Annotated in this window: 27 protein-coding genes; 18 read left to right on the top strand and 9 right to left on the bottom strand. The window is 36.8% G+C overall.

Annotated features, from left to right (window positions below; genetic code table 11):
- Positions 1–8: 8 nt before the first annotated feature.
- Positions 9–386, top strand: a complete 378-nt coding sequence (locus tag CHRYMOREF3P_RS02150) for a winged helix-turn-helix transcriptional regulator (protein WP_180563737.1) — start codon at positions 9–11, stop codon at positions 384–386.
- A gap of 93 nt (positions 387–479) precedes the next feature.
- Here CHRYMOREF3P_RS02150 and CHRYMOREF3P_RS02145 read toward each other — a convergent pair whose 3' ends face one another.
- Entirely contained in the window at positions 480–1,676 is a 1,197-nt protein-coding gene (locus CHRYMOREF3P_RS02145) for an MFS transporter (RefSeq protein WP_180563736.1), read from the bottom strand.
- A gap of 255 nt (positions 1,677–1,931) precedes the next feature.
- On the opposite strand from CHRYMOREF3P_RS02145, the gene CHRYMOREF3P_RS02140 reads away from it, so the two are divergent.
- A complete protein-coding gene (locus CHRYMOREF3P_RS02140) occupies positions 1,932–2,663 on the top strand; it encodes an MBL fold metallo-hydrolase (protein ID WP_180563735.1) in 732 nt (243 codons plus the stop codon).
- A 14-nt stretch (positions 2,664–2,677) separates the two neighbouring features.
- On the opposite strand, the gene CHRYMOREF3P_RS02135 is transcribed toward CHRYMOREF3P_RS02140, so the two are convergent.
- Positions 2,678–3,019 (bottom strand): helix-turn-helix transcriptional regulator, encoded by a 342-nt coding sequence (locus tag CHRYMOREF3P_RS02135; RefSeq protein ID WP_077417421.1) that lies wholly within the window; start codon positions 3,017–3,019, stop codon positions 2,678–2,680.
- Between the two features lie 544 nt (positions 3,020–3,563).
- Between CHRYMOREF3P_RS02135 and CHRYMOREF3P_RS02130 the strand changes: the two genes are divergently transcribed.
- Entirely contained in the window at positions 3,564–4,157 is a 594-nt protein-coding gene (locus CHRYMOREF3P_RS02130) for a Crp/Fnr family transcriptional regulator (protein WP_077417422.1), read from the top strand.
- A gap of 78 nt (positions 4,158–4,235) precedes the next feature.
- Here CHRYMOREF3P_RS02130 and CHRYMOREF3P_RS02125 read toward each other — a convergent pair whose 3' ends face one another.
- Complete coding sequence (locus CHRYMOREF3P_RS02125) at positions 4,236–4,862, bottom strand: chloramphenicol acetyltransferase (RefSeq protein WP_077417424.1); 627 nt, start codon at positions 4,860–4,862, stop codon at positions 4,236–4,238.
- Between the two features lie 221 nt (positions 4,863–5,083).
- Here CHRYMOREF3P_RS02125 and CHRYMOREF3P_RS02120 point away from each other — a divergent pair, with 221 nt between their 5' ends.
- From CHRYMOREF3P_RS02120 to CHRYMOREF3P_RS02105, 4 genes are all read left to right on the top strand, one after another.
- The gene (locus tag CHRYMOREF3P_RS02120) at positions 5,084–5,926 is read left to right on the top strand and encodes an NAD(P)-dependent oxidoreductase (protein ID WP_232538947.1); all 843 of its coding nucleotides are present in this window, start codon (positions 5,084–5,086) and stop codon (positions 5,924–5,926) included.
- Positions 5,927–5,940: 14 nt separating this feature from the next.
- On the top strand, positions 5,941–6,387 hold the full coding sequence (locus CHRYMOREF3P_RS02115; protein ID WP_180563734.1) for a PPC domain-containing DNA-binding protein: 447 nt from the start codon (positions 5,941–5,943) through the stop codon (positions 6,385–6,387).
- Between the two features lie 48 nt (positions 6,388–6,435).
- Entirely contained in the window at positions 6,436–7,020 is a 585-nt protein-coding gene (locus tag CHRYMOREF3P_RS02110) for a Crp/Fnr family transcriptional regulator (protein WP_077417430.1), read from the top strand.
- Positions 7,021–7,106: 86 nt separating this feature from the next.
- Positions 7,107–8,174, top strand: a complete 1,068-nt coding sequence (locus CHRYMOREF3P_RS02105; RefSeq protein ID WP_180563733.1) for an SDR family oxidoreductase — start codon at positions 7,107–7,109, stop codon at positions 8,172–8,174.
- A 194-nt stretch (positions 8,175–8,368) separates the two neighbouring features.
- Here the strand turns inward: CHRYMOREF3P_RS02105 and CHRYMOREF3P_RS02100 are convergent, their stop codons facing one another.
- The 3 genes from CHRYMOREF3P_RS02100 to CHRYMOREF3P_RS02090 are packed head-to-tail and all read right to left on the bottom strand — an operon-like array spanning position 8,369 to position 10,388.
- Positions 8,369–9,172, bottom strand: a complete 804-nt coding sequence (locus CHRYMOREF3P_RS02100; RefSeq protein ID WP_077417434.1) for a helix-turn-helix domain-containing protein — start codon at positions 9,170–9,172, stop codon at positions 8,369–8,371.
- Positions 9,173–9,190: 18 nt separating this feature from the next.
- On the bottom strand, positions 9,191–9,592 hold the full coding sequence (locus CHRYMOREF3P_RS02095) for a GlcG/HbpS family heme-binding protein (protein ID WP_077418092.1): 402 nt from the start codon (positions 9,590–9,592) through the stop codon (positions 9,191–9,193).
- A gap of 4 nt (positions 9,593–9,596) precedes the next feature.
- A complete protein-coding gene (locus CHRYMOREF3P_RS02090; RefSeq protein ID WP_180563732.1) occupies positions 9,597–10,388 on the bottom strand; it encodes an SDR family oxidoreductase in 792 nt (263 codons plus the stop codon).
- Between the two features lie 198 nt (positions 10,389–10,586).
- Here CHRYMOREF3P_RS02090 and CHRYMOREF3P_RS02085 point away from each other — a divergent pair, with 198 nt between their 5' ends.
- The 6 genes from CHRYMOREF3P_RS02085 (at position 10,587) to pdeM (ending at position 18,823) form a co-directional block, all read left to right on the top strand.
- Entirely contained in the window at positions 10,587–12,035 is a 1,449-nt protein-coding gene (locus tag CHRYMOREF3P_RS02085) for a S41 family peptidase (protein ID WP_180563731.1), read from the top strand.
- 131 nt (positions 12,036–12,166) lie between these two features.
- Positions 12,167–13,189: a ligase-associated DNA damage response exonuclease gene (locus CHRYMOREF3P_RS02080; RefSeq protein WP_180563730.1), complete on the top strand. Its 1,023-nt coding sequence runs from the start codon at positions 12,167–12,169 to the stop codon at positions 13,187–13,189.
- Entirely contained in the window at positions 13,186–14,766 is a 1,581-nt protein-coding gene (locus CHRYMOREF3P_RS02075) for an ATP-dependent DNA ligase (protein WP_180563729.1), read from the top strand. Before CHRYMOREF3P_RS02080 ends, CHRYMOREF3P_RS02075 begins: the two co-directional genes overlap by 4 nt.
- A 185-nt stretch (positions 14,767–14,951) precedes the next feature.
- A complete protein-coding gene (locus CHRYMOREF3P_RS02070) occupies positions 14,952–17,405 on the top strand; it encodes a ligase-associated DNA damage response DEXH box helicase (RefSeq protein ID WP_198424125.1) in 2,454 nt (817 codons plus the stop codon).
- A 121-nt stretch (positions 17,406–17,526) separates the two neighbouring features.
- Positions 17,527–18,129, top strand: a complete 603-nt coding sequence (locus CHRYMOREF3P_RS02065; RefSeq protein ID WP_077417446.1) for a 2,3-bisphosphoglycerate-dependent phosphoglycerate mutase — start codon at positions 17,527–17,529, stop codon at positions 18,127–18,129.
- A 49-nt stretch (positions 18,130–18,178) separates the two neighbouring features.
- Positions 18,179–18,823: a ligase-associated DNA damage response endonuclease PdeM gene (gene pdeM / locus CHRYMOREF3P_RS02060; protein ID WP_077417448.1), complete on the top strand. Its 645-nt coding sequence runs from the start codon at positions 18,179–18,181 to the stop codon at positions 18,821–18,823.
- Between the two features lie 138 nt (positions 18,824–18,961).
- Here pdeM and CHRYMOREF3P_RS02055 read toward each other — a convergent pair whose 3' ends face one another.
- Entirely contained in the window at positions 18,962–20,179 is a 1,218-nt protein-coding gene (locus CHRYMOREF3P_RS02055) for an MFS transporter (RefSeq protein ID WP_180563728.1), read from the bottom strand.
- Between the two features lie 149 nt (positions 20,180–20,328).
- Here CHRYMOREF3P_RS02055 and CHRYMOREF3P_RS02050 point away from each other — a divergent pair, with 149 nt between their 5' ends.
- The 4 genes from CHRYMOREF3P_RS02050 to CHRYMOREF3P_RS02035 all read left to right on the top strand — a co-directional run bounded on the left by CHRYMOREF3P_RS02050 (position 20,329) and on the right by CHRYMOREF3P_RS02035 (position 22,010).
- On the top strand, positions 20,329–20,919 hold the full coding sequence (locus tag CHRYMOREF3P_RS02050; protein ID WP_077417452.1) for a TetR/AcrR family transcriptional regulator: 591 nt from the start codon (positions 20,329–20,331) through the stop codon (positions 20,917–20,919).
- 70 nt (positions 20,920–20,989) lie between these two features.
- Positions 20,990–21,448: a hypothetical protein gene (locus tag CHRYMOREF3P_RS02045; RefSeq protein WP_077417454.1), complete on the top strand. Its 459-nt coding sequence runs from the start codon at positions 20,990–20,992 to the stop codon at positions 21,446–21,448.
- A gap of 2 nt (positions 21,449–21,450) precedes the next feature.
- Positions 21,451–21,753, top strand: a complete 303-nt coding sequence (locus CHRYMOREF3P_RS02040; RefSeq protein WP_180563727.1) for a DUF3817 domain-containing protein — start codon at positions 21,451–21,453, stop codon at positions 21,751–21,753.
- On the top strand, positions 21,750–22,010 hold the full coding sequence (locus tag CHRYMOREF3P_RS02035; protein ID WP_232538946.1) for a rhodanese-like domain-containing protein: 261 nt from the start codon (positions 21,750–21,752) through the stop codon (positions 22,008–22,010). Before CHRYMOREF3P_RS02040 ends, CHRYMOREF3P_RS02035 begins: the two co-directional genes overlap by 4 nt.
- A gap of 145 nt (positions 22,011–22,155) precedes the next feature.
- Here CHRYMOREF3P_RS02035 and CHRYMOREF3P_RS02030 read toward each other — a convergent pair whose 3' ends face one another.
- Entirely contained in the window at positions 22,156–23,109 is a 954-nt protein-coding gene (locus CHRYMOREF3P_RS02030; RefSeq protein WP_180563726.1) for a nitrilase family protein, read from the bottom strand.
- Between the two features lie 65 nt (positions 23,110–23,174).
- A complete protein-coding gene (locus tag CHRYMOREF3P_RS02025) occupies positions 23,175–23,972 on the bottom strand; it encodes a helix-turn-helix domain-containing protein (RefSeq protein ID WP_180563725.1) in 798 nt (265 codons plus the stop codon).
- A gap of 239 nt (positions 23,973–24,211) precedes the next feature.
- Here CHRYMOREF3P_RS02025 and CHRYMOREF3P_RS02020 point away from each other — a divergent pair, with 239 nt between their 5' ends.
- Positions 24,212–24,718 carry a pyridoxamine 5'-phosphate oxidase family protein gene (locus tag CHRYMOREF3P_RS02020; RefSeq protein WP_077417464.1) on the top strand — a complete coding sequence of 169 codons (507 nt, stop codon included), beginning with the start codon at positions 24,212–24,214 and terminating at the stop codon, positions 24,716–24,718.
- Positions 24,719–24,876: the final 158 nt, after the last annotated feature.

Genomic DNA, 24,876 nt, shown 5'->3' with positions numbered 1-24,876 from the left:
TGTAAGTAATGGGAAAGCTAAAAGAAAATTCGACGAATAATATCAACAGACAGTATATACAAGGATGTGACCTGAGCTATGCTGTATGTAAAATCGGAGGCCGATGGAAACTGATTATTTTAAACAAACTAAAAGACGGAAAATTACGTTTCAGCGAACTTAGGAACTCTATTTCAGGAATAACGGAAAGAATGCTTACCCTACAGCTGAGAGAATTGGAAAAAGAAAACTTAGTAAAAAGGACTGTTTATGCAGAAGTTCCTCCAAGAGTAGATTATGAGCTTACAGATATTGCCCGGGAGCTGATCCCTATATGGAAACAGCTTGATGAATGGGGAGGAAAGCATAGGGAAATGATGCTTGCACTGGAAACAATTGAAGAATAAGAGATTTCGAAATTAAATAGGTTTGAAAATAAAAGGATCGGGATTTTATCAAAGATAAAATCCCGATCCTTAAACGTCTTAGAAATATAACAATTACATCTCTGCGTTTGCTCTATTTACCCTTTTTGAAAACAAAATATGAGCGATCAAAGCCAATACCCCAAATACCGTTCCTACAAGACATACGCCGCTCCATTGAGCCTTTTGCCATGCAACGGATGCCAGCCAGGTTCCGAGTGAGCCTCCGATGAAATAAGACACCATATACACTGTATTCAGTCTGTTTACAGCATTTGATTTGATCAGAAAATAATTGGTCTGGTTCATAATATGGCTGGACTGCACCCCAAGGTCTACAAGAATTACTCCTACAATGAGTCCCCAATAGGTTTCTCCGGCAAAATAAGTAAAGCCCCAGCTTCCGATAACGATCAATAAAGAATATAATATAATGCGGTTAATATCCAGATATTTTTGAAGCTTTCCCACTTTTGCGGCAGCTAAAGCACCTACAGCTCCTGCTAATCCAAAACTTCCTACAACAGATGATCCGGCATTAAAAGGTGGTTTCTCCATGTGAAAAACCAAAGTTGTAAACAATGCACACATAGACCCAAATGCCATTGCCCCGCGGAAAGATGCCAGCTGAAGAACGGGTTGTGTTCTGGCAAGTTGAGCAACAGAACGCATCAACTCTTTGTAAGTTCCTTTAAAATTAAGGGAAAGCTCAGGAAGCATTTTATATACAGCCAGCCATACCAGGATCATAAGTCCTGCCGCAATACCAAACATCGCTCGCCAGCCCCAGACTTCACCTACTATACCTCCTACAAAACGGGAAAGAAGAATTCCCAGTAACAGTCCGGACATTACCAATCCGATATTGGCCGATTTTTCTTTATCTGATGAAAGTTCTGCTGCAATAGGAACAAACAGTTGTGGAATAACCGATGTAGCTCCAATCAGCAGACTGGCAGCATACAGCATCCACAATTGAGTGGCAAAGGTCATCCACAAAAGGGATCCAAAAACAAGAAACAAGTCTATTAAAATCAATTTCTTACGGAAAAACTTATCACCCAACGGGACAATCAGCAACAGTCCCAATGCATAACCGATCTGAGTAAGTACAGAAATTTTACTTGCTGCGCTCTCAGAAACATGCAGCTCTTCTGAAATAAGTGCCAGTAAAGGCTGATTATAATAATTGTTGGCAACTACCAGTCCGGAAATAACGGCCATAAGCCAGATAACAGTCCGGGAAATACCTTGGGAAGAACTCTCCTGCATTACGTATAAAGTTTTTATTTGAATTGAAAGGGGTCTGACGGCAGATCATAATGCATCCGTCAGATTTTTAAGAGATCAAAGATAATCATTAAAAAAAGAAATTATTCTTCCTGTGTCTTTACATTTCTAAGAATAATACAGGATTCTGCGGTAAGTAGAATGATTTCAACACCCTGTCTGTATGATTGTTTTTATTGATGATATATATCGATGGAAAACCTTTTGAATGTTAGAAATATTAAGGAAATTTGCAGCATGAAAATCATTCCGCTCAAAGAAGGCAATTTCTCAGCAAGCAAAACCAAAGACTTCACTCTTTTAACAGAAGAAAATTTTGATAAAGTTGGTGGAATCAAAATGTCTGTACAGCCTTTTCTTATCATCACTGAAAATGATTATATTCTTTTGGATGCCGGAATTGGCTGGAAAAATGAGTCCGGAGCAACTGTTATTTCAGAAATTCTGGAAAGAGAAAATATTCATCCTGATCAAATCACAAAGCTATTGCTGTCCCATCTTCACAAAGATCATATTGAAGGTGCAGTAACCGCTACTGATAATGGTTTTGAAGCCACTTTTCCGAATGCCCAGATTTATATACAGAAACGTGAACTGGATTTTGCCATGGAAAAGAAAGGTAATCCTTCTTTTGATTTTACTATTTTGGAACAGCTGATTCAGCTTCCCAATATTATCTGGATGAATGAAGACAAGGGACAAATCACAGATGAGATTTCCTATGAAGTGGCAGGAGGACACACTCCTTTTATGCAGGTTTTCTGGATCAGGCAAAATGGAGAAACTGTTTTCTATGGGGCTGATGATCTTCCGCAGGCCTCTTATTTAAAATACCATGTAGCCTATAAAAGTGATTTCGATGGCAGAAAAGCCATGGAATTACGCCTTAAATGGGAAAAGGAAGCAAGAGAAAGCCGTTGGAAAATTCTTCTCTATCATGATCTGGATAAAGCGGTAATAGAAATTTAAATAAAAAAAATGGTTTAAATTTCATTAAACCATTTATAAATATCAAATTCAGAAGGAATGTTGAGTTTTTTTCTGATCCTGTTTTTTCTGTTTTGTATCGCTTTGGGTGTTACAAAAATACAGGTTGCAATTTCCTTAGTGGTCATATTGAGCTTAAGATAAATACAAAAGATCAGTTCAGAATTTTTAAGGGCTGGCTGTATAGCAGATAACTTTTTAAAAAAATCAGGATGAACCAGTCTGAATTTATTCAGCAGACGAGGGGAATTTGCTTTGGCCAGGGCCATAATTTCGTCTTGTACAAGAATTTTCTGTTTCAAATCCTCTAAATTGGGTTCAGTTTTTCTATTTTTCATAATACTTTCTCATCTCTACGCATTTCAGATACCACATCTTTTGTGAATCTGTACAAAGTCATTTTTTTCTCTGCTCAATATGGTTTTTGCTAATTTAATATCGGGAACAAAATAATTTTTATGTATTCAAAATTTTATTGGTTTTCATTACTATAATACAACAATTCATAACGTATGGTTTGTATTTATTGAATGATTGTGTTAAAAAAATCACACCTATGAATTTTATTACATTTTTATACTGGCAAAGAAAGAAAAAATGATTAAAATTTTATAAAAACCGCGTACCACATAGATACCACGTTATATTTTAAACAAAAATATCTTAACTGCTTTTATCAGCCTGTTTCCCTTTATTTACGCATTAATTTTTGGTGGGATGTAAATGTAGTGGGTTATTGCCTTTACTTTTTATGATCTCAGTCAATGTTTTCCGGGCTATGCATGTGTAAAAAATGAATATATGTGGTATGTGAATGGTACCACATGATAAGAGAAATCAATAAAATTGATGTTCCTTTATTTTATAAATAAAATCACAACTATGATTATTGATAGTTTATTAATTTCTTTTGGAGTGGAAACCAGAACTTATCATACAGGCGAGATAATCTTTCATGAAGAAGAGCTCCCATCCCATTATTATCAGATTAAAAAAGGGAAAATTAAACTCAATAATTATACGGAAGACGGCAAAGAGTTTATTCAGAATATATTCTCAGACGGCCACAGCTTTGGTGAATCTCTACTGTTTGTAGACCGGCCTTATCCTATGAATGCTGTAGCGATAGAAGATTCCGTTATTTACAAAATGTCGAAGCAGAATTTTTTGGACCTGATCAAAAGTAACCCTGAAATTTCACTCAATATTTACGAATGTCTTGCTGAAAGAATGTATTACAAATATATCATGCTGTATAATCTTTCTTTCCAAAATCCCGTTGGTAAACTAAAACTGCTGATGGATTACCTGAAAAGTTATCATGAAGATAAAACGCTTTATTCTTTCCAGATTCCTCTTACCCGCCAGCAGCTGGCATCACTCACCGGATTACGTGTAGAAACAGTTATACGGACCATAAAGCAGATGGAGAAAGACCAGATTGTGAAAATAGAAAAACGAAAGATTTATTATTAAAAGTAAAAGCCGGAGAGATCCGGCTTTAATTATTTGTTGAACAATATATGTATTATTTTCTTCAAACTCTATAATCCTCTACTGATCAAGCTGTCTTTGAAATTCCTCCAGATATTTGGCAAGATGAAGACCATCAGCCAATCCGTGATGGGCTTCAATAGAAACTGGAAGATACTTTCTGCCGTCACGGATATTGAATCTTCCAAAAGCAATTTTAGGGACTGATTCTGTAGTATTAAAATCTGTAGGGTGTAATATAGCACTGAAGGAATTCCATGGAATAGTCGTGTGTCTTACGTGGTCTTTTCCCAGTCTTCCATTGCTTAATCTTAATCCTGAAGTCTGATGCACTCCTTTTATTTCCTCCTGCAGCGTTTCATTGAAGGTTTCAAAATCTTCTGAGAAAGGAGTAAATGAAAATCCGAAAGTCCCATCCGGTCTTCCAATCGTACTGCCGGCATGAACCGTATCAAACTGTATTACCTGACCATCGATAATTCTCAGTTTTAATTCATTCACAGTATTAATTGCGACCATAGACTTGTGAAAATAGTAGGCAAAAAAAGAATATCCTTTTTCTTTCGCTGTGTCATACGCTTTTGTACAGTCTACCTCTGTTGTAAATCCAAAATAAGGGCTTGCCATTTTAGAAAAAAATTCAAAATGCTCTTTTCTGTTCCAGTTCTCTATATCTACAATCTTCATTGATTCTTATTTGCTGCAAATTTCTGAAAGTTTATCCGGTTTTAAAAGCTTATACATAAAAATATAATTAAAACTTAATTTGGTAAATCAGCTATTTGGTAGATATTTTGCTGCAAAATACACGTATTTTACAATCTAACTTGTATATCTTCAGATAACTCCTTTTCATTCAGGAGCTTCACAACATAAAACTTAATTAATAACTACATAAAAATATAACAATGGAAAAAATCGGGTTCATCGGACTAGGAAATATGGGCCACCCTATGGCAAAGAATATTGAAAAAGCAGGATTTCCACTTTCGGTTTACAACAGAACTTCTGAAAAAGCCAGGGATTTTGAAGAGAAGTCTTCAGTCTATACCCAAATTAAAGATCTGGTACAAAACAACGATATTATATTCACAATGCTGACCAACGACAGTGCTATAAAAGCCGTATATGAGGAAATTCTTTCTTTAGATATTCAAGGAAAACTCTTTATAGATATGAGTACTATTTCCCCGGAAGCCTCAAAAGAAACTGCAGCTGCCTTGAAAATAAAAGAAGCTTCCTTTATTGATGCTCCCGTAGCAGGCAGTACTCAACCTGCACAAGAAGGGACACTAATCATTATGGCTGGAGGTGAAGAAAAAGACATCCAGCGTGCTATGCCCTATCTGTTGAAAATGGGGAAATCTGTGAAACATTTGGGTGAAAACGGAAAAGGAATCGCAGGAAAATTATCTATCAATTATTTTCTTTCCACCATTTATCAGGGACTGGCAGAAACTGTTTTACTGGCCGGAAAATTAGGCATTGAAAAATCTGATATGCTGGAAATAATCAATGAAAGTGCCAGTGGAAGCGGTGCTACCAAAGTAAAAACATCTTTATTAATAGCAGACCAATATGCTCCGGCATTTGCTCTTGATCTGATGCTGAAAGATATTCTTCTTGCTAAAAATGCAGGCGCTGATTATCCTTTATCCGAAGCTTTGATTCAAACCTATCAAAATGCACACGACAAAGGCTTTGGTCAGGATGATGTTATCGGGATCATCAATTATTTAAAAACAATATGATAAATAAGGAGATCATGAATTACAAAGGAAACCATTGGTCTGCAAGAAAAGTGGATCATATCTACATCGTCAGTCTTGACAACCGTTCTAATATTGCAGAAGCTTTAACGGACTTTATTCAAAGCCAAAATATTCTGGCAGGAGAAGTTACAGGAATAGGAGCTGTAAGTGAAGCAACACTTCGTTTTTTTAATCCTTCAACCAAAAAATATGTGGATAAGACTTTTAAAGAACAGATGGAAGTCACCAATATCTCCGGAAATATCTCTGAGATAGAAGGGAAACCGACTCTACACCTTCACATTACGTTGGGAAGAGAAGATTATACCGCTTTGGCCGGACATCTTTTAGAGGCAAAAATCCAGGGAGCAGCAGAATTCATTATATATCCGCTGGATACAAGAGTCGTAAAAATTAAAAATGAAGAAATAGAAATCAATCTCTATGATTTTGAAAAATAAAGCTCCAGTTGCAGTTGAAAGTGGTATTTTTGATAAAATATTTATTTGATGTTTGAGGTTCTGCTTTCCCATATCGAGAATAAAGTTGATATTACTGACGAACAGAAAAATCAGGTTCAGACTTTCTTTACCCTTAAAAAACTTCGTAGAAAACAATATCTTCTTCAGGAAGGAGATATCTGCAAATCGTTGTCTTTTGTAAGCAAAGGTCTGTTAAAATCTTATTTTCCGGATGAAAAAGGAAATGAACACATCAATATGTTTGCCTTTGAAGGCTGGTGGATCTCAGACTTCAACAGTTTTATCAATCAGGAAAAATCGGTACTGAATATTGATGCTGTTGAGGAAACAGAAGTATTGATGATCACCTTGGAAAATTATGAAAAAATGCTGTTGCAAATTCCTGTGATGGATCGTTATTTCAGAATTTTATATCAGAACAGCCTCGTTACAAAAGATTACAGACTCATTGTTTCCAACGGTTATACTGCTGAAGAAAAATATCTTCAACTGGCACAAAAGAACCCTGAAATGATCAAAAGAGTACCTCACAATCTTATCGCCTCTTATCTTGGTCTTGCTCCTGAAACCGTAAGCAGAATCCGTAAAAAGAATTCTTTAAACAACACTTGATCCAGATCAACCCGAATGCATGATCCAAATCAAGGATAAAAGCCTCTTATCATCCATAATTTTGTACAAGAAATTTTATAATACTTATGGAAAATATTGCATTGATAGTAGGCGCTACCGGAATTACAGGAAGTAACCTCGCTGAGGAACTGATCGCTCAAGGCTGGACAACATATGGATTGTCCAGAAATCCAACCTCCAATATCCAGAGCCTTCATCCTGTTAAGGCAGACCTGATGAATGAACAGAATCTTGCTGAAGCCCTGGAAGGAATCTCTCCTACTCATATTTACTTTACCACATGGATGCGTAATGATACTGAAGAGGAAAATATCCGTGTCAACAGTATGCTTGTAAGAAATCTGTTAAATGTTTTATCTGCTAAAAAATCAGTGAAAAATGTGGCTCTGGTTACAGGACTTAAACATTATCTGGGCCCATTTGAGGCTTATGCTAAAAAAGGAGTTTTACCGGAAACTCCTGTCAGAGAAGAACATCCAAGGCTTCCTCTTCCCAATTTCTATTATGCACAGGAGGATGAAGTGTACAAAGCTTCCGAAAGAGATGGCTTCACATGGAGCATTCACAGACCACACACGGTTGTTGGATACGCCGTGGGAAATCTGATGAATATCGGGACCACATTGGCTGTGTATGCCAGCATCTGTAAGGAAACAGGACGAAAATTTATCTGGCCGGGATCTGAGGCACAATGGAATGGTGTTTCGGATGTAACAGACGCTAGAGTCCTGGCTAAGCAATTGGTTTGGGCTTCCACCACAGAATCGGCCAAGAACCAGGCATTCAATATCACCAATGGAGATGTCTTCCGGTGGAAATGGTTATGGAAAAGGATGGCAGATTGGTTTGGTGTAGAAGCTGAAGGTTTTGACGGTACGATAAAACCTCTGGAAAAAGAACTGGAAAACGACCACGAAATCTGGACTGCAATTGCAGAAAAATACAATCTGAAAGAAAAAAATCTCAACCGTCTCTCTTCGGCATGGCATACCGATCTGGATCTGGGGAGACCTCTGGAAGTGATGTGTGATATGTCAAAAAGCAGAAAACTTGGTTTCACAGCTTATACCAGTACAGAAGATTCTTTTACAGATGTCTTTAAAAGATTAAAAGCTGAAAATATGATTCCTTAATAGAAATTATTGTTGGAAAACATAAAAACGCAGAAAAGTGTAACTCAGAGAGATTATGTAGGTTGAAATTTTATCGGAGATAAAATCTTTGCATCTTAAGAATATTTACACTGCCAAATTCTCTTTGTGTCTTTGCGTTTTCCAACAATTAATTAACTCTAATATTAAAAATTGTGTTTTTTTAATGATTTATACTAAACTTCTGTAGTCGTTACGCCAAATTTCTTTTTAAAAGAAGAATAAAAATGGGATAAATTCTCAAAACCCAGATCAAGATAAATATCTGAAGGCTTTTTATCCTTGTTTTTAATTAAATAATAGGCTTCCTTTAATCTTTTTTCCTTCAGCCATTGTTTGGGTGTCATCTGAAATGTTTTATTAAAATCCCTTTTAAATCCTGATAAACTGCGACCTGTAAGCTTGGCAAAAGCATCTACCGATACATTGAACATAAAATTTTTGTTCATAAACTCCGCAAGATCAATTTTATGAGGTTCTGAAAAATCAAAAAGCAGGTTTTTAAGATCAGGATTACTCAGCAAAAGGAGTTCTATGGCTTCTTTCACCTTTAAAGCTGATAATTTTGGAGGAATCTCCAGTGTTCTATTAATGTAAGGAATAAGAGATGTAAAATAGCTGGAAAAAAAATCGTTAGGCTCAAAAAACAACCGCTGATTCCCTGGAGAATTATTATGTACAGTTATTTTGTTTTCAGCCGCATACTGTCTCAGCGTTTCATCATCAAGCGTGATGGAGATAAACTGATACTTTTCATGCGCTGAAGGATATTTAATAGTCCTGATCAGTTGATTTTTTCTGACCAGAACTACTGTATTTTCTTTAATCACAGTCTTACCTTGCTCATGAAAAGCATGTGTTTCTCCGGAGATCTGAAATCCCAGAAAATGGTCCGGAATGAATTCTTCGTGACCTCTGTAGGACTCAAAAGCACATGAATAAACCAGTTTATCGAATATGATCTCAGAAGTGTTTTCCATGATACAAATATCTGAAATTTAAGCAATAGCCAAAGCGCCCGCCTCTGCAATTTCTTTATCCTGTTCGGGAGTTCCGCCTGATGAGCCTATCGCACCAATGATCTTTCCTTCTGTGTTTTTAAGGACAACACCGCCTGCAATAGTCAGAAGCCCATCATTTGAATTCAGCATACCGTAGCTGTGAATCCCGGCTTCCGAAATGATTTCTCCCATCACATCACTGTTTACTCCGAACATCACTGCTGTCTTTGCTTTTTTAACTGCAAAATCAATCACTCCATAAACACTGTCCAGTCTTGCCAATGCTACCAGGTGTCCTCCGGCATCCACCACGACAATGCTTACAGGAATATTCATAGATAACGCTTTTTCCTTTGCTCCATGCAGCGCTTTTTCAGCGGTTTTATAATTCAGTTCCATGATATTAGCTTTTTGCAGTCCATGCATCTGCCTGAAGCTGTTTTACGAAATCTTCAGTATCTTTTGGATGTACATTTCTGAAATGACTTTCATCATCTAATGCTACATTCACAATCACCTCTGCCATAGACTGTGGATCCAGCTGATGAGCTAATGATTCTGCAGTACCATCGAAAACTGAAGGTGGTGTAAAATTAGTTTCAGGGTTGTACCAACGGGAAATAGTATCTACCCCACGGTCATTAAATCCTGTTCCAAAAACACCCGGATTACAGGTAGCAATTTTAATATTAAACTGAGCCAATTCTGTTCTTAAACCTTCAGCTATGGATCCCATAGCATGCTTTGATGCACAATAAGCAGCTACATAAGGAACAGTCCATAGTTCACCCATAGAAGTTGTAAATACGATTTTCCCCGGTTTCTTTTGATCTATCCATTTTTTGATGAATCCCTGCGCCAGTTCCAACCCACCAAAGACGTTTACATCAAACATTGAACGGATTAAATCGATTGGCTGCTCGGCAATAGGCCCGCCCTCCATTATTCCTGCATTGCTGATTAAAATATCTATATCATATTTCCCATGAATATAAGCAATATCACGAGGATTGGTAACATCCAGTTTGTCTACTGTAATTTCTACTCCCTGTTCTTTTGCCTCTCTTATAAGGTCGCTCATCTGCGGGTAAACCTGTGCAGTAGCAATTACCTTGTGTCCTTTTTTTGCTAAATCAAATGCAGCAATCTTTCCGAATCCGCTTGCTGCACCTGTAATTAAAATTGTTTTACTCATTGTATTCTTTTTTTATGTTGGTACAAATTTCTAAGATTTCAGGAAGCTCAATATTGTTGCAGCGTTCAAATTTATATTGCTGAAAAGTTCAGATAATACAGCTAAAAGGAAAATGTTTTGCTAAATAAATACTCTTTAAAAATCATAAAAAAATATATTTATCGTTAGATTTGTAACTATTAAACTAAAAAACCATGTATGCTTAAAATTAAGACACTCTTTTTGATTTTTTTATCCACTTCTTCTTTTAGCTTTGCTCAAAACTGTACTTGTGAAAGCAATTTTCAGTGGGTAAAAAAAACATTTGAGGAAAATGATGCCGGATACCAATATGTAATCGATAAAAAAGGACTTCCTGCCTATCAGGCTCATAATAATGATTTTCTGAATAAGATTAAAAGTACAAAATCAGATACTGAATGCACTCAGACTATTTATGAATGGCTTAAATTTTTCAGAGCCGGTCATTTTTCTATTAAAATGATCGAAAAAGATAATCAGCAGCCTCAGCCAGTAACACACGAAAATAATAAAACTGAAACGGTAAAAATAGATATTGAAAAATTTAAAAAAGAAATTTTATCTAAAAAGGATTCTGATATTGAAGGTATCTGGGAAGTTCAGCCTTACACTATAGGAATTAAAAAAATCGGAGATGTTTATAAAGGTTTTATTATCCAATCCGGAGCAGAAAACTGGAAACCTTATGAATTGAAACTGAGCCTTACTACTGATAAAACAAAAGGAACTTACTATTTAAGAGACAAATCCGGACAGGAAATAACCAATGTCCGATTTATTGGAAAGAATTATCTTGAAATCAATGATTTTACCTTAAAAAGAGTTTCTCCAAAATTTGAAAGAGAAGAAAATATTGAGACTTATCTTGAAGCGGCCAGCGCAGAAAAGCCTTTTTTAAAAGAAATTAATAAAACTACCCTGCTTTTAAGAATTCCTTCCTTTAATGGAGCTTTGAAAAAAGATATAGACAGCGTGATCACAGCTAACCAATCTAAAATTGAAAGCACAGAAAATCTGATCATTGATATCAGAAATAATGGCGGCGGAAGCGACAACAGTTTTGCTAAAATCATTCCGTATCTCTACACTAATCCTATCAGAAGCGTAAGAACACAATTTTATTCTACAAAGCTGAATAACCAGAGAATGCTGGACTTTTATGAGAATTATCAGAAATATGGAATCCCGGCTGAAGAAAGAGAATATCTAAAGAAAGCCTACGACAAGTTAAGTCAGAATTTAGGCAAGTTTGTAAGCCTGCAGGATGATGGAAATATGGTAGGAATCAATAAAATGGATAAAATTTCACCGTATCCAAAAAATGTAGGAATTATCATCAATGAAAGGAATGGCAGTACCGCAGAAGAGTTTTTACTGGCAGCTAAACAAAGTAAAAAAGTAAAACTTTTTGGAACTACAACTGCCGGGGTTTTGGATATCTCCAATATGTATTTCCTTCCCTCTCCCTGTAATGAATTTAAACTCGGATATTCACTCTCTAAAAGCTTCCGTATTCCGGATATGGCCATTGACGGAAAAGGGATTCAACCGGATTATTACATAGACAAAACAATCCCTGATTATCAATGGATTGATCATGTAAGCAATATACTTAACGAAAAATAATATAGAAAAGCTGTTTCAGATTGAAACAGCTTTTTTTTATCTGTTTTCAGACATTCAATCATCAAAAAATTAACTGTTTATTGTAAATTGGTTAAGTTTTTGAAGCTTGTTCTATAAAACCAGTCACACCATTGAAATTAATCACATTTACAAAAAAAGGAATCTACTGTCCTCATGGAAAATTTTATATAGATCCGTGGAGACCCGTAGATATGGCGGTTATTACCCATGGCCACGCTGATCATGCCCGTTGGGGAATGAAAAAATACCTTTGCCATCATTTTACGAAACCTATTCTGCATCAAAGAATCGGAACTGATATTGAATGCCAGAGTCTGGAATATGGAGAAATTGTGACTATTAATGGCGTAAAGCTTTCTTTACATCCTGCTGGGCACATTATAGGTTCTGCACAAATCAGACTGGAATATAAAGGATATGTGACTGTTATTTCAGGGGATTACAAAGTTCAGAATGATGGATTGAGCACTCCTTTCGAGCTGGTGAAATGTAATGAATTTGTTACAGAAAGCACTTTTGGGCTGCCCATTTACAATTGGCTGGAAGTTCCGGATTTAAATAAAAAACTACAAAATTGGGTACTGAAGAATAAAGAAAATAATAAAACATCCGTCTTTATTGGCTATTCTTTAGGGAAGGCCCAGCGCATTATGAAGGCAGTAGAAGACCTTGGAAAAATATACGTCCACTATTCTATCGGAAAACTGAATGAAGCTTTTGAAACAGTAGGAATCGACCTTCCGGACTATACCATAGCAGATTTCAGGGAACGTCCAAAAGAGATGGAACATGAAATTGTAATTGTTCCTCCTGCTTTACTTGACAGTAATATCATCAAAAAAATTCCTGATCCTGCTACGGCAATATGTTCCGGCTGGATGCAGGTTCGCGGTGCCAGAAGATGGCGGAGTGCAGATGCAGGCTTTGCCATGAGTGACCATGCAGACTGGAAGGGATTATTACAAACTGTAAAGGCTACGGAAGCCGAACTCGTACATGTTACCCACGGACAGACTGAAGTTTTTTCAAAATACCTGAATGAAATCGGAGTCCGGGCAGATGTTGTGGAAACTTTATTTGGAGAAGACGAAGAAGAATCTGAAAAAGAAATCATAGAAAATCCCGAATCATGAGACATTTTGCAGACCTTATCAACGCTTTGGAAACGACCAATAAGACCAATGCTAAAATTGATGCCATCATTGATTATCTGGAACGTGCTCCTGATGAAGATAAAGTATGGTTTATCGCCTTGTTTACAGGGAAAAGACCCAAGAGAAATGTGAATACCAATTACATGAAAGTATGGGCTCTGGAAGTTACAAAACTTCCTTACTGGCTGTTTCAGGAATCTTATTCTTCCGTGGGTGATCTTGGGGAAACATTATCATTGATTCTTCCACCCCCGCAGGAAAATATAGAGCGTACCTTATCAGAATGGATGAATGATATTGTCGGTTTAAAAGGGAAAACAGATACAGAAAAAAAAGAATTTGTGTTGAATTCATGGAATGGCTTGGACTATACTGAACGTCTGATTTTCAATAAATTAATTGGTGGAAGTTTCAGAATCGGGGTATCAGATAAAACCTTGATCAATGCTCTGACAAAATTTTCCGGCCAGGAATCAAGTGCACTGATGCATAGCTTAATGGGAAAATGGCTGCCAGATGAAGTCTCTTTTAAAGAGCTTATTGATGCTGAAAATGTAAACCCTGACAACTCAAAACCTTATCCCTTCTGCCTTGCTTACCCTTTGGAAAAGGAAACTGAAGAACTTGGAAATCCTGATGAATGGCTGGTGGAATACAAATGGGACGGAATACGCGGACAGATTATCCGTAGAAATGATGAAGTCTTCATCTGGTCCAGAGGAGAAGAGCTCATCACAGAACAATTTCCGGAGATCACAGAAGTAGTAAAAGCCATGAAAGGCAACTTTGTAATTGATGGAGAAATACTTGCGGTAAAAGATGATAAAGTATTAAATTTTAATGAATTACAAAAAAGATTAAACAGAAAAACTTTAACTAAAAAAATGCTGTCGGAAATTCCTATAGAAGTCTTTGCTTACGATTTATTAGAGCTTGAAAATAACGATCTGAGAGAAAAACCCATCTCTGCAAGAAGAGCTTTGCTCGAAGAATTATTATTAAATGAAGTGCCTCAGAACATCAGCATCTCCAAAAGTCTTGACTTTGAAAAATGGGAAGAACTGGATTCTCTTCGTGAAAATTCAAGAGAAGTAAACAGTGAAGGATTGATGTTAAAACAAAAAAACTCACCCTACCATTCCGGCCGGAAAAAAGGCGACTGGTGGAAATGGAAAATCAATCCGTTTACTATTGATGCAGTGCTTATTTATGCCCAGAAAGGAAGCGGCAGACGAAGTGCCTACTATACAGATTATACTTTTGCTGTAAAAAACGGAGATACTCTGGTTACTATAGCCAAAGCTTATTCCGGACTTACTGATAAAGAAATTATGGAAGTAAGCAGATTTGTGACCAAAAATGCCATTGAGAAATTTGGCCCTGTGAGAACTGTAAAAGCAGAACTGGTCTTTGAAATTGCCTTTGAAGGAATAGGTTTCAGCAACCGCCACAAAAGCGGTGTTGCTTTAAGATTTCCGAGAATTGTACGATGGCGGAAGGATAAAACTGTGGATGAAATTGACTCTCTTGAAGAAATTAAAAAATTAATACAATAATATTTTAACGCAAAGACGCTAAGTTTTCATGTTGTTTGTGAGTATTTTTTGATCGCAAAGGCACTGCGTTCAGCCATAATAAAGTATAGTCTTCGCTAAGTAAAACGCCTTTGCGATCGAAAAACATTAAAAACGAATATAAACTCTTAGCGTCTATTGCGTTAACATTTAAATCAAAATATAAATTGGCAGCTTTTGAACATACCGACGGATTTAAGATCATCCAACAATGGATGACCGATAAAGGTATTGCCCCTTTTAAATTCCAGTTGGAAACCTGGAAGAAATTTGGAAACGGCTACAGCGGAATGGTCGTAGCTCCTACCGGTTTCGGAAAAACTTTTTCGGTCTTTTTAGCCTTAGTTTCAGACTTCCTGAATCATCCTGAAAGCTATAAAAAAGGCTTGAAAATGATCTGGATTACTCCACTCCGATCTTTATCCAAAGATATTGCGAAAGCCATGCAGGAGGCTATTGATGAAATAGGACTCGATTGGACTGTAGGCGTAAGAAACGGAGATACCGATCCGAAAGTACGACAGCAGCAGATAAAGAAAATGCCCGAAATTCTGGTTGTAACTCCGGAAAGCCTCCATTTGCTTCTCGCTCAGAAAAATAATGAACCTTTTTTCAGAGATATGAAATGTGTCGCTGTGGATGAGTGGCATGAATTACTGGGTTCAAAACGTGGGGTTATGGTGGAACTCGCCATTTCCCAGCTTAGGAAATATGTTCCCAAGATTAAAATCTGGGGGATTACAGCGACCATCGGAAATCTGGATGAAGCCATGGAAGTTCTTATTCCTTATGAGAGCAAAAAGACAAAAATCACAGCCAAAGAGCACAAAAAGATAGATATTCTCCCGGTTTTTCCGGATGAAATCGAAATATTACCCTGGGCAGGGCACCTCGGAAACAAACTCGCAGATAAAGTTGTTCCGATTATTCTTGAATCAAAATCCACCATTGTATTTACGAATACAAGAAGCCAGAGTGAAATGTGGTATCAGCTTTTGCTGGATGCTCACCCTGATTTTGCAGGACAGATCGCGATTCATCACAGTTCCATTGATGCCCATTTGAGAATCTGGATTGAAGAAAATCTAAGTTCCGGCAAATTAAAAGCAGTGGTCTCCACATCATCGCTGGATCTTGGTATTGATTTTAAACCTGTGGATACTGTTATTCAGGTAGGATCCGCCAAAGGTGTTGCGCGGTTCCTTCAAAGAGCAGGACGCAGTGGGCACTCCCCTTTTGAAACCTCCAGAATCTATTGTGTTCCCACCCATTCTTTGGAACTGATTGAAGTTTCTGCTTTAAAAGAAGCTGTAAAACAGAAAGTCGTTGAGCCCAGAGAACCACAGGTCTTATGTTTTGATGTTTTGGTTCAGTTTCTGATGACACTTGCCGTTGGCGATGGTTTTTATCCTGATGAACTCTATGAAAGAATCAAAAAAGTTTATGCCTTCCAGGAAATACTCGATAAAGAATGGAAAAGTATTCTTGAATTTCTTACCATTGGCGGCAGTGTGTTGAAAAGCTATGAAGAGTTTCATAAGGTTGTCATTATGGAAGATGGTCTTTATAAAGTCACTTCAAGAAAGATCGCTATGCTTCACCGGATGAATATGGGTGTGATTGTAAGTGATGCTATGCTGAAGGTGAAATTTATTTCCGGAGGGTATATCGGAATGATTGAAGAATATTTTATTTCAAAATTGAAAAAAGAGGAAAAATTTATTCTGGCCGGGCGCACGCTGGAGGTTGCAATGATCAAAGATATGACCGTTTATGTAAGAGCAGCCAAAGGAAGAGCACTGGTTCCGAGTTATCTTGGCGGAAGATTGCCTTTAAGTACCAATCTGGGACATTTTTTAAGAGAAAAGCTCTCCCATGCCTTAAACCCGAAAGCTTCCGAAAAAGAACTGAAATTTTTACATCCATTGCTCATCAATCAGGAAAAGAACTCTCATATCCCCAAAGAAGGCGAATTCCTGGTGGAAATGATTAAAAACCGTGAAGGATATCATTTGTTTATGTATCCTTTTGAAGGCCGTCTGGTGCATGAAGTAATGGCCGCACTGATTGCCTATCGTATCTCAAAACTGGCCCCTATTTCCTTTTCGATGGCAATGAATGATTATGGATTCGAGCTGTTCAGTGATAAAGAAATACCGCTTAATGAAGATAATCTGCAGCAGATTTTAACCAGAGATAATCTGATGAACGATGTGATTGCAAGTATCAATTCTGCTGAAATGGCGAGAAGAAAATTCAGAGATATTGCCGTAATTTCAGGAATGGTAATTCAAAACTATGCCGGGCAGCAGCGCTCCAACAAATCATTGCAGAGTTCAGCCGGGCTTATTTTTAAAGTACTGGAAGAACATGATTCCAATCATTTTTTAATAAAACAGGCCTATACGGAAGTCTTTAACATGCAACTTCAGGAACAGCGGCTTGTAGAAGCTTTTAAAAGGATTGAAAAGTCTGAAATTATTCTAAAACATTCCCGTTCCTTTACTCCACTCAGTTTCCCGATCAAAGTAGACAGTCTGAGACAAACACTTTCCAGTGAAGGACTTGATGCAAGAATTAAAAGAATGCTGAAACTCTCCAATATAAGTGATATTTCGTAAATAAATTCAGTGAAATTTAATCTTATTCTTAGCCTAATATTCTAAGTTAATTTTCTTGATAAGTTTAAATAATCATCGTAACTTAGAGTATAGCTTCTCAGAAGTTTAAATAAAATTTAAAATGGAAAAATTGTTCTTAGTCCGCCACGGACAGTCACTCTGGAATCTGGAAAACAGATTTACAGGGTGGAAAGATATCGATATAACTGAAGCCGGTATTGAAGAAGCAAAAAAAGCAGGTCTTGCTTTAAAAGGAGAAAAAATAGATATTGCTTTCACTTCTGCATTGATCAGAGCACAGCATACCTTATCCATCATCCTGAATGAAATAGGAAACCCCAATATACCAATCGTTAAAGATAAAGCGCTCAATGAGCGTTCTTACGGAAATCTGGAAGGATTAAATAAAGCAGAAACCGCTCTGAAATATGGTGATGAACAGGTTCATACCTGGCGCAGATCATTTGATGTAGTTCCGCCGGGCGGAGAAAGTCTTAAAGATACGTACAACAGAGTAATTCCCTATTTTGAAAGCCAGATAAGACCATTATTAAAAAAGGGTGAAAATGTATTGATTGTCGCTCATGGAAATAGTCTCCGCGCACTGATCATGTACCTTGAACATCTGTCTCCTGAAGAAATTTTAGAAAGAGAAATAGCTACAGGCTTTCCACTGACTTATGTTTTTGATGAAAAGTTTCGTGTAAGCCGGAAAGTCAGCTGATTCAATTAATATAACGTAATTTTAAACATTAAATTTTCAATTATAAAGCGTGTTTATAGCAACCAAAAGCATTTCTGTCCAAAATGAAACTTTCATTCTGACCAATCAGCGTGCGGTATTCCGGGAAAGGGAAAAAGCCCTTATCCTTTCTGATCTTCATATCGGAAAAACAGCGCATTTCCGAAAAAATGGTATTGCACTGGCCAACCATATTATGAAAAGCGATCTGGAAAGATTATCAGCACTGATTGAATTCTTTCAGCCTGAAAAATTTATTGTAGTTGGAGATCTGCTTCATGCAGGGGACAATTCTGATGTGGATGAATTCTGTACATGGAAAAACCAATATCCCAATCTACAATTTTATCTTATTGAAGGAAATCATGACCGAATCCCGGAAGCATTGGAGAAAAAATTATGTTTCCATCACAAATCTGAATGGCTGGAAGTAGATGGTATTACCTTTATTCACGATTTTGATACAGCCAGATCCGGATTTCAGGTTACCGGACATATTCATCCCGGAATTGTGCTGAATTCTGCTGTAAAAAATATCAGGCTTCCCTGCTTTGCGCTCAGCAGCAATCAGTTATTACTTCCGGCTTTCAGTGAATTTACAGGATTGGATACTAAAAATTTACCTAAGAAAAGTACATTTTTTGTGTTTACAGATGCTGAGATTTATGAAATTTGATAAAGCTTTTTAATATAAACAGAATAAAGGCAGGTTTTTATCTGCCTTTATAACACCACCTTCTTCATTTATCAATCCTTGTCAAGGTTTTAAACCTTGACAAGGATTGCTCACTAAAATAAAATGATTAGTAAAATTTTAATTTTTCTTGCTTAAACGGATACTGTATAGAGTAATCAATACGGTGACCACCAAAAATAAAGCTCCAATCCAAGGTGTACTCGCCAATCCTAATGAGGAGGTCACAATCATTCCTCCCACATAAGATCCGATTGCAATACCCATATTAAAGGCAGCAATATTAATCCCTGAAGCTACATCCTCAGTTCCCGGAAGTTCTTTCTCTGCAATCTGTACCACTAATAGCTGAAGCCCGGGAACGGAAGCAAATGATAATGCTCCTAAAAAGAAAAGTGTAATAATACTTAATACCGGACTGCTTACAGTAAAATAAAATGCAAGCAATATCAATCCCTGGGCAGCAAACATCCATAGAAGGGCTTTTAGAGGATTTTTATTTGCAATTTTTCCTCCAACAAGATTTCCCAGGGCAATGGCAATTCCATAAATCAAAAGGATAAAAGTGACGGTTGACTCCTGAAACCCTGTAATTTTCTGTAAAATAGGTGACAGATAAGTAAAAACTACAAATGTTCCTCCGTATCCCATAGCTGTCATTAAAAAGGCAAAAATCAGACGTCTGTTTCCCAATACCTTAAACTGACTTTTTAAAGAAGCTGTTTTTCCATTTTTCAGGTTGTTGGGAACCAATAATAAACTGGCAATTAATCCAATAATCCCAAGGATTGAAACCCCAATGAAAGTTGCTCTCCAACCAAAATGCTGTCCTATGAAAGTTCCTAGCGGAACTCCTGTTACAATGGCGAGTGTAAGCCCGGCAAACATAATGGAAATGGCAGTTGCTCGTTTCTCCTCAGGAACTAATGAGGCTGCAATGGTAGAACCAATGGAAAAATAAACCCCATGAGCAAATCCCGTGAGGATTCTTGCCAGCACTAAAGTAATAAAGCCGGGGGCAATAGATGCCAGACCGTTTCCGATAACAAACAACAGCATGATGGAAACCAAAAGTGTCTTGCGTGGAATTTTCCCCGTTAATGCTGTTAATACCGGAGCCCCAATAGCTACTCCTATCGCATAAAGACTTACCAACAGTCCTGCTGAAGGAATCGTGATCCCTAAATCAGAAGCTACTGTTGGAAGCAGGCCTACAATTACAAATTCCGTAGTTCCTATTCCAAAGGCACTTATCGTTAATGCCCATAAAGCTGCAGGGAGACCTTTTTTAGCAGCCTGTGTTGCAGTATTAATCTGTATTTCTTTTTGATAATTCATTGTCTTGTATTTTGTTGATATTGACAAGGCAAATTTCCGACGAATAATTGTATTATAAAAATTATTTAAATTGTATCAATGTATCATAATAATGATAGTTTTATTTTAAATTTAAAATTTGTTCCTTTGTAGAATAATCAGCTATTTTAATGAAGAAATCAGAAGCTACCCGTCTTACTATTCTCCAGAAAGCGTTCGAATTGATCTATGTGAAAGGTTTCCAGACTACAAGCATTGATGAGATTATTGCAACGACTCAGGTGACGAAGGGGGCCTTTTATTATCATTTTAAAACCAAAGATGAAATGGGACTGGCTATTATCAATGAATTGATGAAACCCAATTTCAGACGCAACTTCATTGAATCTCTTCAGAATAATAAAAATCCATTGGATAATATTTATGAGATCATCTACAACCTTCTGATGGAAACTGACTTTTTAAAAGTTGAATATGGCTGTCCTACTTCTAATTTTGTACAGCAAATGGCGCCATGGCACAACGCCTTTACTCAAGCTTTGCACGAACTTTCAAAAGAATGGGAAAATGCTTTCGCAGAAAGTATAGAAAAAGGTAAGGAAGCAGGAATCATTAAGAAAGATATAAGTGCAAGAGAAGTAAGCATTTTTGTCATTTCCGGCTATTGGGGTGTCCGAAACCTTGGAAAAGTTGAAAATTCTAAAGAGGTATATCTTGTTTATTTAAAAGGACTTAAATCGTATTTTAAAACCCTTCAATAATTTTTTTGACTAAAAACATACTAATTAGTATGTTTTTATTATACCTTTGCTCTGTTCAAAAAAATAAACAATGTATCAAACCTTAACTTTTTTACATTCTCAGACCCGCTGGCTGGTTTTAATAAGCCTGATGTATGCAATCTTCCGCTCTTATAAAGGATATTCCTCCGACAGGAAATTTACCGGAACTGATAACGCTGTGAGACACTGGACGGCTACAATAGCTCATGTACAATTAATTATCGGAATGATATTCTATTTCAAAAGTCCTGTGGTCCAATATTTTTGGAAAAATTTTAATGAAGCCAAAGAATCTTTTGAACACCTGTTTTTCGGGTTGATTCATATTTCATTGATGATTACAGCTGTTGTGATGATCACTATCGGTTCCGCTTTAGCCAAAAGAAAACCTTCAGACAAAGACAAATTTAAAACCATGGGCATCTGGTTTTCTATAGCACTGATCATTATTTTCATTGCTGTTCCGTGGCCTTTTTCTCCTTTAGCAAACAGACCTTATTTCAGATAATTATGATGGATTTATTCAAAACAAAAATCGGCCGGCTAAGAATTCTGGCGATTCTGGAAGGCATTTCACTGCTAAGTTTAATATGCATTGCCGTTCCTATGAAATACTGGATGGGGAACCCATTATTTGTACGATTAATAGGCCCCGTTCATGGAACATTATTCCTGCTTTTTCTGTTCAATACGCTGAGTGTCGGCGTAGAACAAAGCTGGAAATTTAAAGAAATAACATGGAAAGTAATTCTTGCCTGTTTTATTCCTTTTGGAACATTCTATATTGACAAAAAAATCCTGAGCAAACTATGAAAAGTGTGCTTATATTCTGTGGAATAGCTTTTATACTGTATATTGTGTATAGGATTTATCAGTTTCAGACCTTAGATAACGGATTGCCTGAACTGATCAAAAAAGGAGCAGTCATTCTTGATGTGAGAACTGAAAAAGAATACGAAACGGGACACATAGAAGGTTCTGTTAATATTTCATTAGGAACAATCAGAGAGCGGTATATAGAATTGAATCCTGAAAAAACATACATTACAGTACGTTCCCATGGACTTTGAAGTGTAAAAGCAGAAAATATCCTGAAAGAAAGAGGCTTCAAACATATTTATAACGGCGGTGCCTGGAGTGATCTCCAAAAAACAATCAATCCATAAATGAATAAATAAACCCTCCTTGAACTTTGTCGCGGGAGGGTTTATATTTTTAAACCGTTTTATCATCCAGCCATATAACTTTTTGCTCAGATGAGTGCTTCTGCCCTATGATATCTCTATATAATTCAGGTCTTCGGGCCTTAATATACCTGTATCCTCCTGCCTGAGTAAGTTTTTCAGTAGTAATAACCGCAGATTCAAAACTGTTTTCCCATGACCGGCATTCTGCAATACAATCTCCAAAAGGATCTATAATCATAGAACATCCGTTTTTCAGCTGGTCATCATCCATACCGACAGGATTTGAAAAAACAATATAAGCGCCGTTATCATAGGCTCTTGCCGGAAGCCATTTCATCAGCCAATCTCTCCCCTTCATACCATCAAATTCTAAACGCAAAGAGGTAGGATCTGCTTCCCTGTTCTCCCAAAGCTGAGGATCAACAAAACCAGCTCCCGGCCTCGTGGAAGGAGTACACATGGTAACATGGGGCATAAAAATAATTTCGGCACCAAGAAGCCTCGTCGCTCTTACATTTTCAATGATATTGTTATCATAGCAGATGAGAATACCACACTTCCAGCCCATGATATCAAATATACAATACTCATTGCCGGGTGTAAGATGGGGATTGATAAAAGGATGTAATTTTCTGTACTTAGCCTTCAGCCCTGTTTTATCAACACATACATACGCTTTAAAAAGATGATCATGCTCATCTTTTTCAAACAGTCCGGCTAATATGGTGATGTCATTCTGAGCGGCAATATCCTGCAATCTTTGAATACTCTCCCCTTCCGGAATACGTTCTGCAATATCAAGGAGCTGCTCTCTGGAAAGTTTCCGTGCAAAAGTATACCCTGTAATGGAACATTCATGAAAAGCAATGACATGAGATCCCTGGGAAGCGGCCTGGCTGGCCAGTTTTTCTATGACAGACAGATTATAAGCCTTATCACCACTTCTATTTTCAAATTGTGCGGTTGAAATTTTAATATTCATTGATTTTTTTAAGCAAAGCTAGATAGCTCAGCCTCTAAAAAATTGTATAAAACCGACAAGCTTATTTATAGTTCAATGAAATTGACAGCCATTTTATTTTCTGTTTTCAAATACTGTTTGGGAGTAAGCCCGATATTGTTTTTAAATTCCCTGATAAGATGGGACTGATCGGAATAACCTGCTTCATAGGAAAGCATCGTCATATTTTTATCATCAACACTTTTATTAACAAGGCTTAAAAAGTAATGAAGACGGATAATATTTCCATATTTTTTAGGGGATATTCCCATATGAAATTCAAATTTCCTTTCCAGATGACGTTCAGAATATCCTGTGAATTTTTCTAATTCTTTGGATGATACAACGCCTTTATTTTGAAGAATATATTGCTGTGTGGCCGCTATAATATGATGATCCGTGTTTATTGTTTCGGATAAAAATTCAGTAAAAAAAACATTAAGATCATTGATAACGGTCAAGGGATTTGTTTTCTTAAAAAGTTTTTCCTGAAATATTTCCAGTTTATCCTTTAAGACATCTTCAGCAGAGACAATCTGATCTCTAATCTCTTTGGCAGAAGTTTTTAAAAGGATATTTAAAAAATAGGGCTGAAATACAATGGCAATCAGCGAAAATTTTCCTTTTGAAGAGAAATCTTTATACCCATTTAAAGTTCCATAAAAAAAAGAAAGCGGCATCCGATCTTCTGAAACACCGGAATACAGATTCATATCTCCGGAGAGAATAAGCCCGGAACTGCCATCCGTAAACAGCCTTAGACTCCTTATATCCTTTTCAGAATTTTCCAAAAAGATATAATGCCTGATAAAAGGAGTCAAATGTTTAGGAGGCGAAATCTGCATTCATCAAATGTACATAAAACTTATGGGCAGAAAAAGAAACTGTTTTAATATTCAAATTCTCTCCAAAGATAAAATCCTGGCGCCTTATATCATAAAAAAATTATCCTTGCGTCTTTGCGATTTCCAACAAATACTCATAAGTTTTTGAAAAGAAATCCATTCCATGTACCACATTTTATTGTCTTTTGGTCAGGTATTTGAATGATTTAGTCTACATCAATCACTTAAAATATTATATTATGTCAACAAAGAATCTCAGCCATCTTGAGGCGATCAAAAAAATCAAGGAACTTTCAGAAAGTGCAAAAATATGTATGTTCTGTACAGAATTGGAAACCGTTCCTGTAAATTCAAGACCTATGACTCTTCAGGAAACGGATGACAATGGAAATCTCTGGTTTATCAGCAGTGGAACCAGTAACAAGAATTTTGAAATCAAAGAAGACCGAAGAGTACAGTTGTTTTTTATGAATAACAGTGATTCCCAATATCTTTCGGTGTACGGAGAAGCTTCTGTTTACAAGGATAAGGCGACCATAGAAGAAAAATGGTCTCCTTTAGCGAAAGCCTGGTTCGATGGAAAAGACGATCCCAATGTTACCATTATCCGTGTAGAACCTAAGGAAACTTACTATTGGGACACTAAAGCAGGAAAACTGGTCAGTCTCTTCAGCTTTGTTGCTTCTGCAATCACAGGGCATAAAACGAGCAATTCTGACGGTGTAGAGGGAAATGCAACCATTTAGAAAGTTCTGAATGGGCAATAAATTCTCTCAAAGATTTTACACATAAATGTAATTAGGAAGAAAACAAAAAACGAGGCTGTTTCAGAAAGTCAAATAATTGGCTTTTGTCATTCTGACAAAGGAAGAATCTCATTGATAACTAAATACACGAGATTCTT

This window comes from Chryseobacterium sp. JV274 (assembly GCF_903969135.1).
GTDB lineage: Bacteria > Bacteroidota > Bacteroidia > Flavobacteriales > Weeksellaceae > Chryseobacterium.
This window is presented reverse-complemented; position numbering and strand designations above follow the sequence as displayed.

Bases quoted from the DNA above. Each gene is read 5' to 3' on its own strand.
- CHRYMOREF3P_RS02095 (WP_077418092.1), bottom strand. From the start codon at position 9,592: ATGGAACTGAATTATAAAACCGCTGAAAAAGCGCTGCATGGAGCAAAG.
- CHRYMOREF3P_RS02065 (WP_077417446.1), top strand. From the start codon at position 17,527: ATGGAAAAATTGTTCTTAGTCCGCCACGGACAGTCACTCTGGAATCTG.
- CHRYMOREF3P_RS02055 (WP_180563728.1), bottom strand. From the start codon at position 20,179: ATGAATTATCAAAAAGAAATACAGATTAATACTGCAACACAGGCTGCT.
- CHRYMOREF3P_RS02025 (WP_180563725.1), bottom strand. From the start codon at position 23,972: ATGCAGATTTCGCCTCCTAAACATTTGACTCCTTTTATCAGGCATTAT.
- CHRYMOREF3P_RS02090 (WP_180563732.1), bottom strand. From the start codon at position 10,388: ATGAGTAAAACAATTTTAATTACAGGTGCAGCAAGCGGATTCGGAAAG.
- CHRYMOREF3P_RS02130 (WP_077417422.1), top strand. From the start codon at position 3,564: ATGATTATTGATAGTTTATTAATTTCTTTTGGAGTGGAAACCAGAACT.
- CHRYMOREF3P_RS02035 (WP_232538946.1), top strand. From the start codon at position 21,750: ATGAAAAGTGTGCTTATATTCTGTGGAATAGCTTTTATACTGTATATT.
- CHRYMOREF3P_RS02075 (WP_180563729.1), top strand. From the start codon at position 13,186: ATGAGACATTTTGCAGACCTTATCAACGCTTTGGAAACGACCAATAAG.
- CHRYMOREF3P_RS02110 (WP_077417430.1), top strand. From the start codon at position 6,436: ATGTTTGAGGTTCTGCTTTCCCATATCGAGAATAAAGTTGATATTACT.
- CHRYMOREF3P_RS02085 (WP_180563731.1), top strand. From the start codon at position 10,587: ATGCTTAAAATTAAGACACTCTTTTTGATTTTTTTATCCACTTCTTCT.
- CHRYMOREF3P_RS02115 (WP_180563734.1), top strand. From the start codon at position 5,941: ATGAATTACAAAGGAAACCATTGGTCTGCAAGAAAAGTGGATCATATC.
- CHRYMOREF3P_RS02030 (WP_180563726.1), bottom strand. From the start codon at position 23,109: ATGAATATTAAAATTTCAACCGCACAATTTGAAAATAGAAGTGGTGAT.
- CHRYMOREF3P_RS02145 (WP_180563736.1), bottom strand. From the start codon at position 1,676: ATGCAGGAGAGTTCTTCCCAAGGTATTTCCCGGACTGTTATCTGGCTT.
- CHRYMOREF3P_RS02045 (WP_077417454.1), top strand. From the start codon at position 20,990: ATGTATCAAACCTTAACTTTTTTACATTCTCAGACCCGCTGGCTGGTT.
- CHRYMOREF3P_RS02120 (WP_232538947.1), top strand. From the start codon at position 5,084: ATGGAAAAAATCGGGTTCATCGGACTAGGAAATATGGGCCACCCTATG.
- CHRYMOREF3P_RS02150 (WP_180563737.1), top strand. From the start codon at position 9: ATGGGAAAGCTAAAAGAAAATTCGACGAATAATATCAACAGACAGTAT.
- CHRYMOREF3P_RS02140 (WP_180563735.1), top strand. From the start codon at position 1,932: ATGAAAATCATTCCGCTCAAAGAAGGCAATTTCTCAGCAAGCAAAACC.
- CHRYMOREF3P_RS02135 (WP_077417421.1), bottom strand. From the start codon at position 3,019: ATGAAAAATAGAAAAACTGAACCCAATTTAGAGGATTTGAAACAGAAA.
- CHRYMOREF3P_RS02125 (WP_077417424.1), bottom strand. From the start codon at position 4,862: ATGAAGATTGTAGATATAGAGAACTGGAACAGAAAAGAGCATTTTGAA.
- CHRYMOREF3P_RS02105 (WP_180563733.1), top strand. From the start codon at position 7,107: ATGGAAAATATTGCATTGATAGTAGGCGCTACCGGAATTACAGGAAGT.
- CHRYMOREF3P_RS02050 (WP_077417452.1), top strand. From the start codon at position 20,329: ATGAAGAAATCAGAAGCTACCCGTCTTACTATTCTCCAGAAAGCGTTC.
- CHRYMOREF3P_RS02020 (WP_077417464.1), top strand. From the start codon at position 24,212: ATGTCAACAAAGAATCTCAGCCATCTTGAGGCGATCAAAAAAATCAAG.
- CHRYMOREF3P_RS02040 (WP_180563727.1), top strand. From the start codon at position 21,451: ATGATGGATTTATTCAAAACAAAAATCGGCCGGCTAAGAATTCTGGCG.
- CHRYMOREF3P_RS02100 (WP_077417434.1), bottom strand. From the start codon at position 9,172: ATGGAAAACACTTCTGAGATCATATTCGATAAACTGGTTTATTCATGT.